Raw genomic sequence first — 16,015 nt, forward strand, 5'->3', positions numbered from 1 at the left:
GGGGTCACCGAGGCCACAGGGACTACTTCAGCGACGCGTACTCCGCGGACGCGAGGAACCGGCCGATCATCTCGGCGCTTCCCGGCGTGAACTCCCGGTCCAGCACCTCACTCGCCGGGACGAACACCATCGCCGCGCCCTCGCCGAGCACCACATCCTCCTGCCGGGCCGAGGTCGAGCCGTAGAAGTAGTTCTTGACCCGCTGCTGCTCCGGCAGCTCCTGCTGGGCGAAGAGCCGCAGCTCACCATCCGCCCGCAGCCGGGTCTCCTCCCACAGCTCCCGGACCGCGCCCTCCAGCGGCGTCTCCCCCTCCTCGACCGAGCCGCCGGGCAGTCCCCACACGTTCGGAAAGTAGGGCGCCTTGTCGTCCCGGAGCTGCAACAGCAAAGCCCCGTCCCGGTCCACCAGCAGAGTGCAGGCGATCACCAGCAACAGCACACCTCCAGCCGTCAGGGCCGGGCCACGATCCCGGCCCCACCACGGCTGCGATGGTGGCACATCCGGTCACAGATCGAGCGTCGACCGCAGAGCCATGTTGATCTTTTCGACACTGGTGGACGCGAGCATGCCCGCGTGAGCTTTGAGGCCCTCTTTACTGATCTCACCGACACGCGGCACCTGCGCCACGCCCAGAACGGTGCCCTCGCTGTCCGAGACAGTCGGTTCGACCAGCCCGGGAGGCATGACCTCGGAAATCGGCACGACGAGCACGGCTTTCCGCTGCCGGGTGATCGCATCGTGGCCCACGATCACGACTTTCCGGTCATGACCGAACCGCGAAGCGGTCCAGACCTCGCCGCGCCTCATGCCTCGTCCACACCGAGGACGTTTCTCTCCACCATCTCAGCCCAGCCGGGAGGATCGTCGAGATCGAGCTGTCCCCGCTCACGCTGACGTTCCATGTCTTCCTGAATCGCCCGGGCGCGCACGGCTCGTGAGATCCAGTCGTCCAGGGGCATGTTTTCAGCGGCTGCCGCGAACCGGGCCGCATACAGCCCGGTCGGATCCAGGTCGAGGGTGATCTTTTCAGTGGGCAGGCGTCCGCCACCAGCACGAACTTCAGCCATCGAAGATGTCATGCCGCTAGCGTACTAGCGCCTATAGTCTCTTATCAACCCCTCAGCTGTTCGCGAGGCGGCGCAGGGCGCCCTCGGCGACATCGGGACGAGTCGTGTACCAGAACGGGGGCAGGGATTTGCGCAGGAAGGCGCCGTAACCCCGGGCCGTCTCCAGGCGGGAGTCCAGGACCGCGACCACGCCCTTGTCGCCGGTGGAGCGGATCAGGCGGCCGACACCCTGGGCCAGGCGGACGGCGGCGATCGGGACGCTCACCGCGGAGAAGCCGGAGCCGCCCGTCGCGTCCACCGCGTCGGCGCGGGCCGCGGCCAGTGGCTCGTCCGGGCGCGGGAAGGGCAGCCGGTCGATGACGACGAGCTGGCAGGCGTCGCCGGGCACGTCGACGCCCTGCCACAGCGACATCACGCCGAAGAGGCAGCTCTCCTTCTGCTCCTTGAACTTGCGGACCAGGATCGGCAGCGTCTCCTCGCCCTGCAGCAGGACCGGCAGGTCGGTCTTGGCGCGGACCAGCTCGGCCGCCTGGGTGGCGGCCTTGCGGGACGAGAAGAGCCCGAGGGTGCGCCCACCGAGCGCCTCGACCAGCCGCAGCAGCTCGGCGCCGGCCGCGTCGGGCAGGCCCGATGCCGCGGGGCGCGGCAGGTGTGCCGCCACGTACAGAATCCCCTGCTTGGGGTAGTCGAACGGGGAACCCACGTCGAGCGAGGTCCATCCGTCACCGGAGGCGGGCGCGCCCTCGGGGCCGGGTGCGGCGGCGGGCAGGCCGAGCGAGCGGGCCACCGTGTCGAAGCGGCCGCCGAGGGTCAGGGTGGCCGAGGTGACCACGACGGTGCGGTCGGAGTACAGGTTCTCGGCGAGGGTGCCGGCGACCGAGAGCGGGGCCACCACCAGGGCGCGACGGCCGTTGCCGAAGTCGGATTTCTCCACCCAGGCGACGTCGAACTTGTTCTCCTCCAGCAGGCGCTGAGCGGTGGTGGACAGCTCGTCGAGGACCGCCTTGCCCTGCTGCTTGCCGACCGGGTCGGGATCGTCGGACTTGATCTCGCCGATCGCGGTGAGCCCGGCCCGGGTGGCCGACTCCAGCGTGGCCACGGCCAGGCGCAGCCGCTCGGGCAGACCGTCGGTGAGCCGCCCGGCCGGCAGGTCGGCAAGTGCCAGGGTGAGCGCGTCGGCAGCCTCGGCCAGCGCCTCGGCGGCGGCCGGGGTGACCACGGTGCGGGCGCGGCGCCCGGCTCGCTCGATCGCCTCCGGGGTGATCTCGGCCTGGGCGGCGGAGGAGACCCGGTCGGCCAGCTCGTGCGCCTCGTCGACGATGAGCAGCTTGTGCGGCGGGACGATCTGCCGGCCGGCGATCATGTCGACGGCGAGCAGGCTGTGGTTGGTGACGACGATGTCGGCCTCGCGGGCGCGGACGCGGGAGGCCTCGGCGAAACACTCCGCCCCGTAGGGACAGCGGGCGGCGCCGACGCAGTCCCGGGCGGGCATGGAGACGGCTTTCCAGGCCGAGTCGTCGACGCCCGGGTCCAGCTCGTCGCGGTCGCCGGTCTGCGTCTTCTCCGACCATTTCCGGATGCGCAGGATCTGCTTGCCGAGCCGGCCCGCCTCGCCGAGCCACTGACCGGCCTTGGGCGGGGGCGGCGCGGCGTCGAAGAGGGTGTCGGACGGGCCGTCCTCGTCGGCGTGCTCGAGTTTCGCGGCGCAGAGGTAGTGGTGGCGGCCTTTCAGCACGGCGAACGTGGGCTTGCGCCCGAGCACCGGCTGGACCGCCTCGGCGAGCCGGGGCAGGTCGTGCTCGACGAGCTGGTTCTGCAGGGCGAGGGTGGCGGTGGAGACCACCACGGGACCCTCGACGAGCAGGGACGGAGTGAGGTATCCCAGGCTCTTGCCGGTGCCCGTGCCGGCCTGGACGAGCAGGTGCTCCTTGTTCTTCACGGCCTTGTCGATGGCCTCGACCATGGCCTGCTGGCCCGGCCGGGCGGATCCCCCGGGGACGGCGCCGACGGCGGCGGCGAGGAGCTGATCGGCGGTGGCCTTCTTCTTGCTGGCTGCGGGCACGGGAGGAACCGTACCCGGCACCACCGACACTTTCCGGTCACCGTTAGGGTGCAAGCCATGCCGAGCGAGATGGTCCGGGTCATCTACACGAAGTACGACGGATCGGCGCATCGTGACTACCCGGCCCGCCGCCTGGCCGAGGACGACCTCGGCATCTGGGTCGGCGTGACCCGTGGCACGGCCTCGGTCTACCACGGCCGACCGTCGGTGGAGCAGATCCCGTTCGTCCTGCTGATCCCGCATCACGCCTGGTGGACCGGGATGTTCAACCCGCCGCCGAGGACCAGCGAGGTCTACTGCGACATCACCACCCCGGCCCGCTGGGAGGGTGACACGGTCCACATCATCGATCTCGACCTGGACGCGGTGCGCCGCCGCGAGACGGGTGTGGTCGAGCTGCGCGACGAGGACGAGTTCGCCGAGCACCGGGTCGCCTTCGGTTACCCGGAGGATCTGGTGGAGCACGCCTACGCGGCGGCGCGGCAGCTGCTGGTGGCGCTCGGCGACGGCTCGGAGCCGTTCGCCTCGCACTACCGCAAGCACCTGCTCGAGGTCACGCAGGACTGAGCGGGTTCGTCCACCGCCGTCCCGCTCAGGACAGGTCCGGAACGAACCTCAGCTTCTTCGGGTTCTGCTGGTTGAAGATGCCGGTGATCCGGCCGTCGTCGACCGCGACCGTGGAGACCAGCAGCAGCGGCCCGCCGTCCGCCCGGGTGGCCCGGACGACGAGCGCCGCCGACCCGTTGACCAGCGCCGGTTCGATCTTCATGTCGGTGACCCCGGCCAACCGGTGACCGAACAGGCCGGTGAAGAACCGGGCCACCTTGTCGGCGCCGAGGATCGGGCGCAGGGCGGTGCGGACGACACCGCCGCCGTCGCCGATGGCGACCACATCGGGGGCGAGAACCGCGGCGAGGGCGCGCATGTCGCCGTCCTGTGCCGCCGCGAGGAACGCGTCGAGGACCCGCCGCTGCTCGGCCAGTCCCGCGGTGTGCCGGATCCCGCCGCCGGCGACCGCCTTGCGGGCCCGGGACGCGTGCTGGCGGGCGGCCGCCGGCGTGCTGTCGAGCACGGCCGCCACCTCCTCGAACGGCACCGCGAACGCGTCGTGCAGCACGAACGCGACCCGCTGTTCCGGGGTTAGCCGTTCCAGCACCACGAGCAGGGCGATGCTGACCTGGTCGGCGATCTCGGCACGGTCGGCGGGGCCGGCGTCGGGTTCGACCACGTAGACCGGGAGCCACTCGCCGGGGTACTCGTTACGGCGTACCCGAGCGGAGTTGAGAAGGTCCAGGCAGATCCGTGCGGTGACCGTTGTCAGCCATCCCCGCGCATTTCTGATCTCCTCGGTCTGCTGCGCGTAGCGCAGCCAGGTCTCCTGCACCGCGTCCTCGGCTTCGGCGCGGTTACCGAGCATCCGGTACGCCACCGCGTGCAGGTAGGGGCGGTGGCGCTCGAACTCGTCGGTGGACGGCTGCGACATGAGAGGGATTCTGCGCGAGAACACCGGTTTCGAGCTAGCGACTGTGCCACAGTATAAAACACCCATAAAGACTAAATCGGACGGTGCTTGGTGCAGGACATGGCGACTCTCGCCGGCGGCCTGGCCGGGCTGGCCGGTGCGGGCGGCGCGGTCTCGGTCGTGATGCTCCGCCGCTCCCGGCCCTGCCTCGCCGCCGGTCACGCGCTGACCGGGCCGGAGACGGCCGATCCGCTGCCCGGTGTGCTCAAGGCCCGGCTGGGCGGGCTGACGGTCCGGGTCACCCCCGGCCCGCACGGCGAGCTCTACCTGGGCCCGGGCGGGCCGCAGCCGGGCCGAACCCTGCGGCGCCTGGTCCTGACCCCGCTCTTCGCCCGCACCCGGACCGGCGCGGGACGCGTGTGGCCCGACCAGAAGGCGCCGTTCCGGCTGGTCGTCGAGTTCGCCGGGACGAACCGGGACCCGGAAGCGCTGCTGTACGCGTACCGGATGCTCGACCGGCAGTTGCAGGACCACTCCGGCCTGCTCAGCCACTGCCGGGGCGACGAGCTGACGCCGGGTGCGGTGACCGTCACGGTGACCGGCGCGGTGGACGTCCGCGAGCTTCTCGCGGCCCAGACCGAGCGGTACGCGTTCGCCGACGGAACCTTCGACGACCTGGGATCCCGATCCGCCCCGCCGTCACTGGTGCCGATGGTGAGCGAGTCGTGGAGCCGCCGGTTCGGGTGGGACGGCCAGGAGCCGATCACCGCCGAGGAACGGCACCAGCTGCACGCCCTCGTCCGCGCCGCGCACGACGACGGCCGCACCGTCCGGATCGCCGGCCTGCCCGAGGGCGCCCGCCGGGCCCGCGCGGCGATCTGGAGTGAACTGGGGGCCGCCGGTGTGGACGTGATCGCCGACACCGACCTGACCGGCCTGGCCCGGCACCTGCGCCGGCACCCGGTCAGCGGAACGCCCCGGCCACACCTGCCGACCAGGGCCATTCGCCGTTCCGCGCCGCGTCCCAACGCGCCACGTTCAAACGGTCGTCACGAGACGGTTTAGGAACCGTCGCCAAGGGTGAACCCGCGGGGACCGCTAGCATGCTGGCGGAGATCCATTCAAAAGCCGTCGATCGAGGTCCGCGCTGTGAAGTTCTCATTCCGCCCCGTCGAGGGTGCCTTCTACGAACTTTTCACCAAAGCCGCGTACAACCTGGTCAAAGGGACCGAGCTGCTGAACGAGCTGGCGCTGCCCGGTGTGGACGTCCAGTCGGTGTCCGACCGGCTGACCGACGTGGAGCACGACAGCGACCTGATCACCCATGAGCTGTACAAGAAGATCAACTCCACCTTCATCACCCCGTTCGACCGGGAGGACATCTACTCGCTCGGCTCCCAGCTGGACGATGTGATGGACCACCTGGAGGCCGCGGGCAACCTGCTCTACCTCTACGGGCTGACCGATCTGCCGTCGCTGCCGCGGGAGCTGCACGAGCTGGTCACCGTGCTGGATCAGCAGGCCAAGGTGACCGCCGAGGCGATGCCCCGGCTGCGCACGATGAAGAATCTCGAGGAGTACTGGATCGAGATCAACCGCCTGGAGAACGACGGCGACCGCGCGTACCGGATGCTGCTCGTCCGCCTCTTCTCCGGGGAGTACGACGCGCTGACCGTCCTCAAGATGAAGGAGGTCGTCGACGAGCTGGAAGCCGCCTGCGACGCCTTCGAGCACGTGGCGAACACCGTCGAGACCATCGCGGTCAAGGAGTCCTAGAGCGTGGATCCCGAACTCGTCGCCGTCGTGGCGGTGATCCTCGCCGCGATGGCGTTCGACTACACGAACGGCTTCCACGACGCCGCGAACGCCATCGCCACCAGTGTCAGCACCCGGGCGCTGACGCCACGGATCGCACTCGGCATGGCCGCGATCGGCAACTTCATCGGCGCGCATCTGGGCACCGAGGTCGCCAAGACGGTCGGTGACGGCCTGGTCGACCTGCCGACCGGTGTCCCCAGCCTGGGCATCGTCTTCGCCGGCGTGCTCGGGGCGATCACCTGGAACCTGATCACCTGGTACTTCGGGCTGCCGTCCAGCTCGTCACACGCGCTCTTCGGCGGTCTGGTCGGGGCGACGCTCTTCGCCACCGTCGGGTCGGTCCAGTGGGACAACATCATCAACAAGGTGCTGATCCCGATGGTGGTGTCGCCGTTCGTCGGGCTGCTCCTCGGCTTCGTGATGATGGTCGCGATCATGTGGATCTTCCGGCGCGGGCATCCGGGCCGGCTCAACCGCGGGTTCCGCTGGGCACAGACCGCCTCGGCGGCCGCGATGTCCATTGGACACGGCATGCAGGACGCGGCCAAGACCATGGGCATCGTGGTGCTGGCCCTCTACACCGGCGGCTTCCAGTCCAGCTCGGAGCACATCCCGGAGTGGGTCTACTGGACGTCGGCCACGGTCCTGGCGGCGGGCACCTACGCCGGTGGCTGGCGGATCATCCGCACCCTCGGCCGCAAGATCATCGACCTGGGCCCGCCGGAGGGGTTCGCCGCCGAGACGGTGGCCAGCTCGGTGCTCTACTTCAACGCCCTGGTGCTGCACGCGCCGATCTCCACCACGCACACCATCACCTCGGCGATCATGGGCGTGGGCGCGACGAAACGGCTCAGCGCGGTCCGCTGGAACGTGGCGGGCAACATCATCATCGCCTGGGTGACGACGTTCCCCGCCGCCGCGTTCTTCGCCTGCATCATCTACTTCGTGGTACGCCCACTGTTCAGCTGACCAGCGTGTGTATCCCGGGCGCGCATGACGGCCGAGATACACACGCTCGTCAGTAGATGACGCCGATCTGCTCGCGCAGGGCGTCCAGCAGGCCCATCACCTCGAGCGTGGTGGAGTGCGGAACGATCGTGCTCTCCAGCTCGCCCGCGAGCAGGGCGCGCTGCACCTCGGCCGCCTCGAACTGGTAACCGCTGCCCTCGATCGGGAACCGGAACGTCTCCGGCTCCTCGTCCGGCCGGTTCAGCGTGAACTCGGTCGGCACGAAGAAGCCCGCCGGCAGGTCGATCCGCCCGTCGGTGCCGGTGATCGACGCCGCGTTCCGGCTGGCCCCGTTGATGCTGCAGGTCAGCGCGGCCACCGCGCCGGACTCGTAACCCAGCAGGACGCCGGTGGTCTCGTCCACCCGCTCGGCGGTCAGGTGCGACCAGGCGTGCACGTGCTCCGGCACACCGAGGATCAGGTGCGCCAGGTGGATCGGGTAGACGCCGAGATCGAGCAGCGCGCCGCCACCCAGTTTCGGGTCACGCAACCGGTGCGACGCCTCGAACGGGCCCTGCAACCCGAAGTCGGCGTGGACCGCGCTCACCGTGCCGATCGCACCGCCGGCGACCAGCTCGGCGATCTTGCGGATGGCCGGGTTGCAGCGCATCCACATGGCCTCCATCAGGAACACGCCCCGGGCGTGCGCGGCCTCCACCAGCACCGCCGCCGACGCCAGGTCCAGCGTGATCGGCTTCTCGACCAGCACCGCCTTGCCGGCTTCGATGCAGAGCATCGCCGTGTCCAGATGGAACGCGTGCGGCGTCGCCACGTAGATCACGTCCACGGCGTCGTCGGTCGCGAGTTCGGCGTACGACCCGTAGGCGCGTGCGAAACCGTGCCGCTCCGCGAACGCCTCGGCGTTCTCCTTGTTCCGCGAGGCGACGGCGGCGAGTTCCGCGCCCTCCACCAGTGGCAGGTCGTCGGCGAATGTGCTGGCGATCCCGCCGGGGCCGAGAATCCCCCAGCGGACCTTCTGTCCCGTCATGATCGATACCGTATCGTCCGGCGAACCCTCCGCGGACCTCTCCGTAGGCATTCCGCGGTCTCTCCCGACCTCCCGGCGGCCTCCCGCAGCTTCCCGCGGCCTGCCGCCGACCTCCCGCGGCCTGCCGCCGACCTCCCGCGGCCTGCCGCCGACCTGCCAGCGGCCTCCTGCGGCCCCCCGCAGCCTGTCGGCGGCCTCCCGCGGCCTGTCGCGGACTGCCGGCCGCATTCCGCGCGGGCGATACCGTATCGCCGCGGCCGCCCCGGGTGGCACGATCGACCGGTGACCGACTCGATGTCGCTTCCGCCCGCCATGTCGCAACGCGCGCGCGAGTTCACCGGGCCACCCGCTCCGGCCCGCCCGGCGGCGACCGTGGTCCTGCTCCGGCCGCGTGACGACAGCTTCGAGGTCTACGTGCTGCGCCGCGCCGGCACGATGACGTTCGGCGGTGTCTACGCCTTCCCCGGCGGCGTCGTCGACCCTTCGGACCGGCCGTCCACCGTCCGCGCCGACTGGCCCGAACGGCTCGGCCTGCCCGGCGACGAGGCGCACGCGGTGGTCGGCGCCGCCGCCCGCGAACTGTTCGAGGAGACCGGCATCCTGCTCGCCGGTCCGGCCGCCGAACCCGACCGCACGGTCGGCGCCGTCGACGGCGCCGACTGGGAGAGCGACCGGGCCGCCGTGCAGCGCCGCGAACTCGGCATGGCCGACCTGCTCGCCCGCCGCGGTCTGCGGCTGCGTGACGACCTGCTGCTGCCCTGGGCCCGCTGGATCACCCCCGAGTTCGAGCCGCGGCGCTTCGACACCTGGTTCTTCGTCGCGCTGCTCCCGCAGGCCCAGAGCGCCCGCGACGTCTCCGGCGAGGCCGATCGCACCGCGTGGGTCCCGATCGGTGGCACCGACGGCCTGCCGATGCTCCCGCCCACCCGGCGCACGCTCGCCCAGATCGCCGCCTGCGGGACGCTCGCCGACGTCGTCGCCGCCTCCGCGCACCGTGACGCCGCGACCCCGCTCAACCCCCGCGTCGTGGTCACCGCGGACGGTCAGGTCACGCTCCAGATCCCTTAGACCCTTCATGGGGTACGCCGTACGCCGCACCCGCCGGATCCGACCGTGCCGTGCCCCGGCGCGGGGCGGTGGTTTCCGGGCCGTCAGGCGTGCGGAGGCGAGCCGCGCCCGACATGCGCCCAGCCACTTCGCAAATAGATTTCGCATTGATGCCCGCCAGTTGAATACGGGTCGCACATACGAAAAAGCCCGCCGCTGACAGCGGCGGGCTTTCGCGGTGGAAGAACTCAGCCGAAACGGCCGGTGATGTAGTCCTCGGTCTTCTTCTGGGACGGGTTGCTGAAGATCTTCTGGGTGTCGTCGTACTCGATGAGGCGGCCCGGGTCGCCGGTCTTCTCGATGGAGAAGAAGCCGGTCTTGTCGCTGACGCGGGCGGCCTGCTGCATGTTGTGCGTGACGATGATGATCGTGAACTGGTCCTTCAGCTTGAACATCAGGTCCTCGATCGCCAGCGTCGAGATCGGGTCGAGCGCGGAACACGGCTCGTCCATCAGCACGACCTGCGGCTGCACCGCGATGGTGCGGGCGATGCAGAGGCGCTGCTGCTGACCGCCGGAGAGGCCGGCGCCCGGGCGGTCGAGGCGGTCCTTGACCTCGTCCCACAGGTTCGCGGAGCGCAGCGACTTCTCGGCCGCCTCGTCGAGCACCGACTTCTTCTTGACGCCGTTGAGCTTGAGGCCGGCGACCGCGTTCTCGTAGATCGACATGGTCGGGAACGGGTTGGGCCGCTGGAAGACCATGCCGATCATGCGGCGGACCGCGGTGACGTCGACGTCCGGGTCGTAGATGTTCTGGTCGTCGATCGTCAGGCTGCCCTCGATGCGGGCACCCGGCAGCACCTCGTGCATGCGGTTGATGGACCGCAGGAAGGTCGACTTGCCGCAACCGGACGGGCCGATCAGAGCGGTGATCGTCTTCGGCTCGACGGTCATCGAAACGCTGTCGATCGCCTTGAAGGAGCCGTAGTAGGACGAGACGTTGCTCGCCTCGATGCGCTTGGCCATGTGTGACACCTCTTAACGGGACAGCTTGTTGCGGCGGGCGAGCAGCTTGGCGGCGACGGTCAGGATCAGCACCAGCGCGACCAGGGTCAGCGCGGCGGTCCAGGCCCGGTCCGGCGCGAACTTCGAGCCGTCACCGGCCTGCTGGTAGACGAAGAGCGCGAGCGACGACTGCCCACCCTCGAACGGGTTGAAGTTGATCGCGGCCAGACCACCGGCGGCCAGTAGCACCGGGGCGGTCTCACCGGCGGCGCGGGCGACCGCGAGCATGATGCCGGTGACGATGCCGGGGAGCGCGGTGGGCAGGACGACCCTGAGGATCGTCTTCCACTGCGGCACGCCGAGCGCGTAGGAGCCCTCCCGCAGCGGTCCGGGCACCAGGCGCAGCATCTCCTCGGTGGACCGGACGACGGTCGGCAGCATGAGCACTGCCAGCGCCATCGCCGCGGCGAAGCCGGAGGCCTGCGGACGGCCGTCGTTGAAGATCGGGCTGACGCCCAGCACCCAGAAGGTGTAGACGAACAGGCCGGCGACGATCGAGGGGACACCGGTCATCACGTCGACGAAGAAGCGGACCGTGCCGGCGAACTTGCCGCGGCCGTACTCCACCAGGTAGATCGCGCCGAGCACCCCGACCGGAACCGCCATCAGGGTGGCGAGGCCGACCTGCTCCAGGGTGCCGATGATGGCGTGGTACGCGCCACCGTTGGCGTCCCGGGCCCCGATGTTGTTCATCGAGCTGCCGAAGAAGTCGGCGTCGAAGCGGGCCAGGCCCTTGGTGACGAGCGTCCAGATCACCGAGATCAGCGGCAGGACGGCCAGCACACAGGCGGTGTAGATCAGCGCCTTCATGGTCCGGTTGCGAGCGGCCCGCTTGCCCTCGATGCGACCCGCCACGACGGAGAGGCCGATCAGGTAGAAGGCGGCGCCGAACACGGCGACCAGAACCCAGTTTCCGATATCGAGACCGAGCACGATCGCGGCGGCGATGGCGAACGCCGCCACCGCGATGACCACGTTCGTCACCACCGGGAGCTTCCTGCTCCGGATGTTGTCCGGCGTCATGACGACCCCGGGCACCTGCTTCTCCAAGACGCTCATGCCGTCACTCCGCTTCGCTCCGTGCCGACATGAGCATCGAGGCTGTGCTTGCTCTTTCGTTCGCTGCGCTCACTCATGCGGCGTTGTCCCGGAACTCGCGACGGCGGTAGATGATCGCCCGCGCCGTCATGTTGACCACCAGAGTGATGGTGAAGAGGACCAGACCGGAGGCGATCAGCGCGCCGCGGCCGGTCTCGTTGGCCTCACCGAAGGCGTTGGCGATGTTGGCGGCGACCGAGTTACCGCCGTTCTCGATCAGGTTGAACGAGATGTCGAACTTGATGCTGAGGGTCATGGCCAGGGCGATGGTCTCCCCGAGGGCGCGGCCGAGGCCGAGCATCACCGCGGCGATCACGCCGGGCTTGCCGTACGGCAGGACCGCGGTCCGGATCATCTCCCAGCGGGTGGCGCCGAGGGCCAGGGCCGCCTCCTCGTTCATGCCCGGGGTCTGCTGGAAGACCTCGCGGGAGAGGGAGGTGATGATCGGCAGCACCATGATCGCCAGCACCAGGCCGCCGAGCAGGATCGACTGACCGAACGGGCCGTTGCCGCCGAAGAGCGGGATCCAGCCGAAGTATTCGTTGAGCCAGAGCGAGAAGTCGCGGACCGGCGACTGCAGCACGTCCCGGCCCCAGAGACCGAAGACGACGCTGGGCACGGCCGCGAGCAGGTCGATCACGAAGCCGAGTGGCGTGGCCAGCCGCTTGGGCGCGTAGTGCGACAGGAAGAGCGCGATGCTCAACGCGACCGGCACGGCGACCAGCAGCGCGATGATCGAGCTGAGGACGGTGCCGAAGGCGATCGCCGCGATACCGAAGGACGGCGTCGCGTCGTTCGGGTTCCACTCGAACTGGGTGAGGAAGTGGCCGGTGTTGGCCTGCAGCGCCGGGAGCGCCTTGTAGATCAGGAAGACGGCGATGGCGACGATGATGACCAGGACCATCGCGCCGGAGGCCGTGGACAGGGCCCGGAAGCCGGTCTCGATCGAGAAGCGGGACTTCTTCGGCAGTGCGCCACCGCCACCGAGCGGGGGCTCGTTGTGATTGCTCGGGGAAGCGCCGTAGCCGGCACCCTGACCGCGACTCGAGGTCGCGGCCAGGTCGCCGGCGGTGGCGTTCACCGAGCGGGAAGGGTAGTCACCCATCTGCGCGCTCGCTGTCGTTCGGAGGGATCGTCGTTTGGTAAGTCGGATCAGGCGATCGAGGCGACCGACTTCTCGACCTGGGTGCGCAGGGTCTCCGGCAGCGGGGCGTAGCCGACCTTCTCCAGAGCCTTCTGGCCGTCGGTGCTGGAGGTGTACTTCAGGAAGGCCTGAACCTCCTTGGCCTTGGCGCTGCCCTTGCTGCAGGCGATCTCGTAAGTCACCAGGACGATCGGGTACGCGCCCGGGGTCTTGGTGTTGTAGTCGATCGACAGCGCGAGGTCGCCGTCCTTGCCCTTGATCGTGGCGTTCTCGAAGGTCTTGCCGGCGTTGGTGCCGTTCAGCTCGGCGTACTCGCCGGCGCCGTTCTTGATCTTCGCGGTCTGCAGGCTCAGGTTCTCCGCGAACGACATCTCGACGTAGGAGATGGTGTTGGCGGTGTTCTTCACCTTGGTGGCGATACCGTCCGACTTCGAGACGGCGGTGCCGCCCGGCGCCTTCCAGGCCTTCGCGTTGCCGTAGGTCCAGTCGGCCTCGGCGGCCTTGCTCAGGTACTTGGTGAAGTTGTCGCTGGTGCCGGACTCGTCAGCGCGGTGGACGGTCTCGATGTTGGCGGACGGGAGGGTCGCGCTCGGGTTCTCCGCCTTGATGGCCGGGTCGTCCCACTTGGTGATCTTCAGCGAGAAGATCTTGGCCAGGGTGGAGGGCGAGAGCTGCAGGCCGTCCACGCCCTGGACGTTGTAGACGACGCCGATCGGGCCGATCACCATCGGGAGGTTGAGGGCCTTGCCGCCGACACACTTGGCGTCCGCCTTCGGCTGCTCCTCCTCCTTCAGCGCCGAGTCGGAACCGGCGAAGTCGGCCGTGCCGTCGATGAACGCCTGGATACCCGCGCCGGAGGCGGTGCCCTGGTAGTCGACCTTGGCGCCGGCCGAACCACACTTGGCCTGGTAGCCCTTGATCCACTCGTCCATGGCGTTCTTCTGCGCGCTCGAGCCCTGAGCCGTCAGGCTGCCGCTCACGCAGTCGCCCGCGGCAGCGGAGGAGCCGCCGTTGGCCGCCGGGGTCGGCTCGTTGTCGGAGCCGCACGCGGTGAGCGCGATGGTCGCAGTCAGAGCAATGCCGGCAACGAGTCCGGACCGCTGGAGCTTCACGGTTTTCCCTTCGGGTGGGGGTGTGTCCTGCAGCCGGTGTCTCACCGGCTCACATGGGGAAAGTTAAAAGTGGGAAGTGACCGGCTCGCTGGCCCCAAATGAACCAGGCGTGAACACGTCGACCCCGCTGAGTAGCCATCCCCTGATCTGAAGTTGACGGGAAGGTGAACCACTCGAGTTGTACTCGACATGTCGGAAATATCCGGTGGCCCGTTACCGCCGCGAGATATCCCCTTGTCCGGGCCGTTATCCAGGAACGGGTTCGTCACCGAGCGAACGGGGGTGACGACGCAAAGTCCACGAGGCGGAAACGACGGGCTGCGGCCAGGTGACCATCCGGTTACCTGGGGCTCAGCCTCACCGGCGGTAGTTCACGTCCGTCTTGTAGACCTCGAAACCGAGCCCCCGGTACAGCTTCACGGCGGCGGTGTTCGACTCGTCCACGTAGAGGCCGGCGACGGTCAGGCCGGACCCGGCGAGGTGCCGCAGGCCCGCCACGCTCAGCGCGGCGCCCAGACCACGGCGGTGCCCGGCCGGATCGACGCCGAGCACGTAGATCTCACCGAGCGCCGGCTCGTCGCCGGAGGCGGGGTGCACCTTGGTCCAGTGGAAGCCGAGCAGGGTGTCCGCGATGTCGACGGCGAGCAGGAAACCGGCCGGGTCGAACCACGGCTCGGCTTCCCGGCTCCGCAGATCGTCGAGCGTCCAGCGGCCCTGCTCGGGGTGGTGCGCGAAAGCCCGGGCGTTCACACCGAGCCAGGCCTGCTCGTCGGAGCCGGGACGGAACCCGCGGACGGTCACGCCGTCCGGCAGCGGGATGTCCGGCAGCGGCTCGGTCAGGGAGCGGCGCATCTGCCACAGCACCCGGGCCCGCTCGAAACCGTGGCGTCCGGCGAACGCGGCCGCACCGGGATCGTCGCCGTGCGCCCAGATCCGCATCGGGCCGGCGCCCGCGGCGGCCAGCAGCTCGGAGCCGACACCGGCGCGCCGGAAGTGCGGGTGGACGATCAGCTCGCCGGATCGCTCCGGACCGTCCAGGAAGGCGTAACCGGCGAGCCGGTCGCCGGCGTAGGAGAGAAGGTGGACGCCCTCGTAGGGAACATCGCCGCGCACGCGCAGCACCACGTCCTCGGAGAGCGGGTGCACGCCGTCCAGGTGCCCGGCGGCAGCGGCCAGGGCGAGCACGTCGTCCACCTCGGACGACGAAAGCCGGCCCGTGACACGGACCGGCTCTCGTGACGTCATGGAGGGAACTCTAGATCAAGCCGGCAGCGAGACGGGCTCGTTGTCCGGCAGCTGGCGGCCGGACGGCGGAACCACGAACTTGTAGCCGACCTGGCGGACCGTGCCGATCATCGACTCGTACTCCGAGCCGAGCTTGGCGCGCAGGCGACGGACGTGCACGTCGACCGTGCGGGTGCCGCCGAAGTAGTCGTAACCCCAGACCTCGCGGAGCAGCTGGTCGCGGGTGAAGACCCGGCCCGGGTGCTGGGCGAGGAATTTCAGCAGCTCGAACTCCTTGTAGGTGAGGTCGAGCGGGCGGCCCTTGAGCTTCGCGGCGTAGGTGTCCGGGTCGATGTTGAGCTCACCGGCACGGATCGAGCCGCCGGCGCCGGCGGTCGCGTTGTTGAGACGGCCGACCGACAACCGCAGCCGCGCCTCGACCTCGGCCGGGCCGGCGCTGGCCAGGATGACGTCGTCGACGCCCCAGTCCGCGTTCAGCGCGATCAGCCCGGCCTCGGTGACCACGGCGATCAGCGGGACGCCGATCCCGGTGGCGTGGAGCATGCGGCAGGTGGCCCGCGCCTCGGAGAGCTCGGAACGGGCGTCGACCAGGACGGCGTCGGGGCTGGGCCCGGACACCAGGGTGCGCACGTCGCGGGGGGCGGTGCGCACCGAGTGGGGCAGAAGGTCCAGAGCGGGCAGTACGGCGGAAGGCTCACCGGCACGTGCCGTGACCAGCAGAAGGATCTCCACACTCACCTCCGTCCTCGCGGCGAAGTGCCGCTCGGGTGACCCGGTCGGCGAAGCTCGACTGCTGCGCCACCGGAGAATGGGGCCCGGCGTCACCGACGGGTGGGTTGCGATTACCTTAACCGATGTATCTCCTCTGATACCTGGGTCGCACTCGCAAGTGATGTAGA

17 protein-coding genes are annotated in these 16,015 nt (G+C 69.6%); 5 read left to right on the forward strand and 12 right to left on the reverse strand.

Translation table 11 applies throughout. The annotated features are described in order from the left end of the window. Positions 1-22: 22 nt before the first annotated feature. The 4 genes from Aut01nite_RS11810 to Aut01nite_RS11825 all read right to left on the reverse strand — a co-directional run bounded on the left by Aut01nite_RS11810 (position 23) and on the right by Aut01nite_RS11825 (position 3,154). Positions 23-439 (reverse strand): NUDIX hydrolase, encoded by a 417-nt coding sequence (locus Aut01nite_RS11810; RefSeq protein WP_373871475.1) that lies wholly within the window; start codon positions 437-439, stop codon positions 23-25. A 66-nt stretch (positions 440-505) separates the two neighbouring features. Beyond that, positions 506-808, reverse strand: a complete 303-nt coding sequence (locus Aut01nite_RS11815) for a type II toxin-antitoxin system PemK/MazF family toxin (RefSeq protein ID WP_043533177.1) — start codon at positions 806-808, stop codon at positions 506-508. Next, positions 805-1,080: a hypothetical protein gene (locus Aut01nite_RS11820; RefSeq protein ID WP_043533176.1), complete on the reverse strand. Its 276-nt coding sequence runs from the start codon at positions 1,078-1,080 to the stop codon at positions 805-807. The genes Aut01nite_RS11815 and Aut01nite_RS11820 overlap by 4 nt, the downstream gene beginning before the upstream one ends. A 40-nt stretch (positions 1,081-1,120) precedes the next feature. Continuing rightward, positions 1,121-3,154 (reverse strand): ATP-dependent DNA helicase, encoded by a 2,034-nt coding sequence (locus Aut01nite_RS11825; protein ID WP_043533553.1) that lies wholly within the window; start codon positions 3,152-3,154, stop codon positions 1,121-1,123. 33 nt (positions 3,155-3,187) lie between these two features. Between Aut01nite_RS11825 and Aut01nite_RS11830 the strand changes: the two genes are divergently transcribed. Next, positions 3,188-3,697, forward strand: a complete 510-nt coding sequence (locus tag Aut01nite_RS11830) for a DUF402 domain-containing protein (RefSeq protein ID WP_043533175.1) — start codon at positions 3,188-3,190, stop codon at positions 3,695-3,697. A gap of 25 nt (positions 3,698-3,722) precedes the next feature. Here Aut01nite_RS11830 and sigJ read toward each other — a convergent pair whose 3' ends face one another. After that, positions 3,723-4,613 carry an RNA polymerase sigma factor SigJ gene (gene sigJ / locus Aut01nite_RS11835; protein ID WP_043533174.1) on the reverse strand — a complete coding sequence of 297 codons (891 nt, stop codon included), beginning with the start codon at positions 4,611-4,613 and terminating at the stop codon, positions 3,723-3,725. Between the two features lie 99 nt (positions 4,614-4,712). On the opposite strand from sigJ, the gene Aut01nite_RS11840 reads away from it, so the two are divergent. The 3 genes from Aut01nite_RS11840 to Aut01nite_RS11850 all read left to right on the forward strand — a co-directional run bounded on the left by Aut01nite_RS11840 (position 4,713) and on the right by Aut01nite_RS11850 (position 7,379). Beyond that, positions 4,713-5,657, forward strand: a complete 945-nt coding sequence (locus Aut01nite_RS11840; protein ID WP_043533552.1) for a PI-PLC domain-containing protein — start codon at positions 4,713-4,715, stop codon at positions 5,655-5,657. A gap of 84 nt (positions 5,658-5,741) precedes the next feature. Continuing rightward, positions 5,742-6,368, forward strand: a complete 627-nt coding sequence (locus tag Aut01nite_RS11845; protein WP_043533173.1) for a DUF47 domain-containing protein — start codon at positions 5,742-5,744, stop codon at positions 6,366-6,368. 3 nt (positions 6,369-6,371) lie between these two features. After that, positions 6,372-7,379, forward strand: coding sequence for an inorganic phosphate transporter (locus tag Aut01nite_RS11850; RefSeq protein WP_043533172.1), 1,008 nt, complete (start codon positions 6,372-6,374; stop codon positions 7,377-7,379). A gap of 49 nt (positions 7,380-7,428) precedes the next feature. Here Aut01nite_RS11850 and Aut01nite_RS11855 read toward each other — a convergent pair whose 3' ends face one another. Continuing rightward, entirely contained in the window at positions 7,429-8,406 is a 978-nt protein-coding gene (locus Aut01nite_RS11855; RefSeq protein ID WP_043533171.1) for a Gfo/Idh/MocA family protein, read from the reverse strand. Positions 8,407-8,700: 294 nt separating this feature from the next. Here Aut01nite_RS11855 and Aut01nite_RS11860 point away from each other — a divergent pair, with 294 nt between their 5' ends. Then, the gene (locus Aut01nite_RS11860; RefSeq protein ID WP_043533551.1) at positions 8,701-9,474 is read left to right on the forward strand and encodes an NUDIX hydrolase; all 774 of its coding nucleotides are present in this window, start codon (positions 8,701-8,703) and stop codon (positions 9,472-9,474) included. 227 nt (positions 9,475-9,701) lie between these two features. On the opposite strand, the gene pstB is transcribed toward Aut01nite_RS11860, so the two are convergent. The 6 genes from pstB to Aut01nite_RS11890 all read right to left on the reverse strand — a co-directional run bounded on the left by pstB (position 9,702) and on the right by Aut01nite_RS11890 (position 15,848). After that, positions 9,702-10,478, reverse strand: coding sequence for a phosphate ABC transporter ATP-binding protein PstB (pstB, locus tag Aut01nite_RS11865; protein ID WP_043533170.1), 777 nt, complete (start codon positions 10,476-10,478; stop codon positions 9,702-9,704). A gap of 12 nt (positions 10,479-10,490) precedes the next feature. Continuing rightward, entirely contained in the window at positions 10,491-11,576 is a 1,086-nt protein-coding gene (pstA, locus tag Aut01nite_RS11870) for a phosphate ABC transporter permease PstA (protein WP_052164601.1), read from the reverse strand. A 73-nt stretch (positions 11,577-11,649) separates the two neighbouring features. Beyond that, a complete protein-coding gene (gene pstC / locus Aut01nite_RS11875; protein WP_043533169.1) occupies positions 11,650-12,720 on the reverse strand; it encodes a phosphate ABC transporter permease subunit PstC in 1,071 nt (356 codons plus the stop codon). Between the two features lie 47 nt (positions 12,721-12,767). Then, positions 12,768-13,871 (reverse strand): phosphate ABC transporter substrate-binding protein PstS, encoded by a 1,104-nt coding sequence (gene pstS / locus Aut01nite_RS11880; RefSeq protein ID WP_043533168.1) that lies wholly within the window; start codon positions 13,869-13,871, stop codon positions 12,768-12,770. Positions 13,872-14,228: 357 nt separating this feature from the next. Continuing rightward, a complete protein-coding gene (gene mshD / locus Aut01nite_RS11885) occupies positions 14,229-15,116 on the reverse strand; it encodes a mycothiol synthase (protein ID WP_043533167.1) in 888 nt (295 codons plus the stop codon). Between the two features lie 15 nt (positions 15,117-15,131). Then, positions 15,132-15,848 carry a winged helix-turn-helix transcriptional regulator gene (locus Aut01nite_RS11890; RefSeq protein ID WP_043533166.1) on the reverse strand — a complete coding sequence of 239 codons (717 nt, stop codon included), beginning with the start codon at positions 15,846-15,848 and terminating at the stop codon, positions 15,132-15,134. Positions 15,849-16,015 lie beyond the last annotated feature (167 nt).

It is taken from the genome of Actinoplanes utahensis (assembly GCF_016862455.1).
In the GTDB taxonomy this organism is placed as follows: domain Bacteria; phylum Actinomycetota; class Actinomycetes; order Mycobacteriales; family Micromonosporaceae; genus Actinoplanes; species Actinoplanes utahensis.

Coding starts and splice junctions, on each gene's coding strand:
- Aut01nite_RS11855 (WP_043533171.1), bottom strand. CDS start 8,406: ATGACGGGACAGAAGGTCCGCTGGGGGATTCTCGGCCCCGGCGGGATC.
- Aut01nite_RS11830 (WP_043533175.1), top strand. CDS start 3,188: ATGCCGAGCGAGATGGTCCGGGTCATCTACACGAAGTACGACGGATCG.
- pstC (WP_043533169.1), bottom strand. CDS start 12,720: ATGGGTGACTACCCTTCCCGCTCGGTGAACGCCACCGCCGGCGACCTG.
- pstA (WP_052164601.1), bottom strand. CDS start 11,576: ATGAGCGTCTTGGAGAAGCAGGTGCCCGGGGTCGTCATGACGCCGGAC.
- Aut01nite_RS11840 (WP_043533552.1), top strand. CDS start 4,713: ATGGCGACTCTCGCCGGCGGCCTGGCCGGGCTGGCCGGTGCGGGCGGC.
- Aut01nite_RS11820 (WP_043533176.1), bottom strand. CDS start 1,080: ATGACATCTTCGATGGCTGAAGTTCGTGCTGGTGGCGGACGCCTGCCC.
- Aut01nite_RS11815 (WP_043533177.1), bottom strand. CDS start 808: ATGAGGCGCGGCGAGGTCTGGACCGCTTCGCGGTTCGGTCATGACCGG.
- Aut01nite_RS11860 (WP_043533551.1), top strand. CDS start 8,701: ATGTCGCTTCCGCCCGCCATGTCGCAACGCGCGCGCGAGTTCACCGGG.
- mshD (WP_043533167.1), bottom strand. CDS start 15,116: ATGACGTCACGAGAGCCGGTCCGTGTCACGGGCCGGCTTTCGTCGTCC.
- pstB (WP_043533170.1), bottom strand. CDS start 10,478: ATGGCCAAGCGCATCGAGGCGAGCAACGTCTCGTCCTACTACGGCTCC.
- sigJ (WP_043533174.1), bottom strand. CDS start 4,613: ATGTCGCAGCCGTCCACCGACGAGTTCGAGCGCCACCGCCCCTACCTG.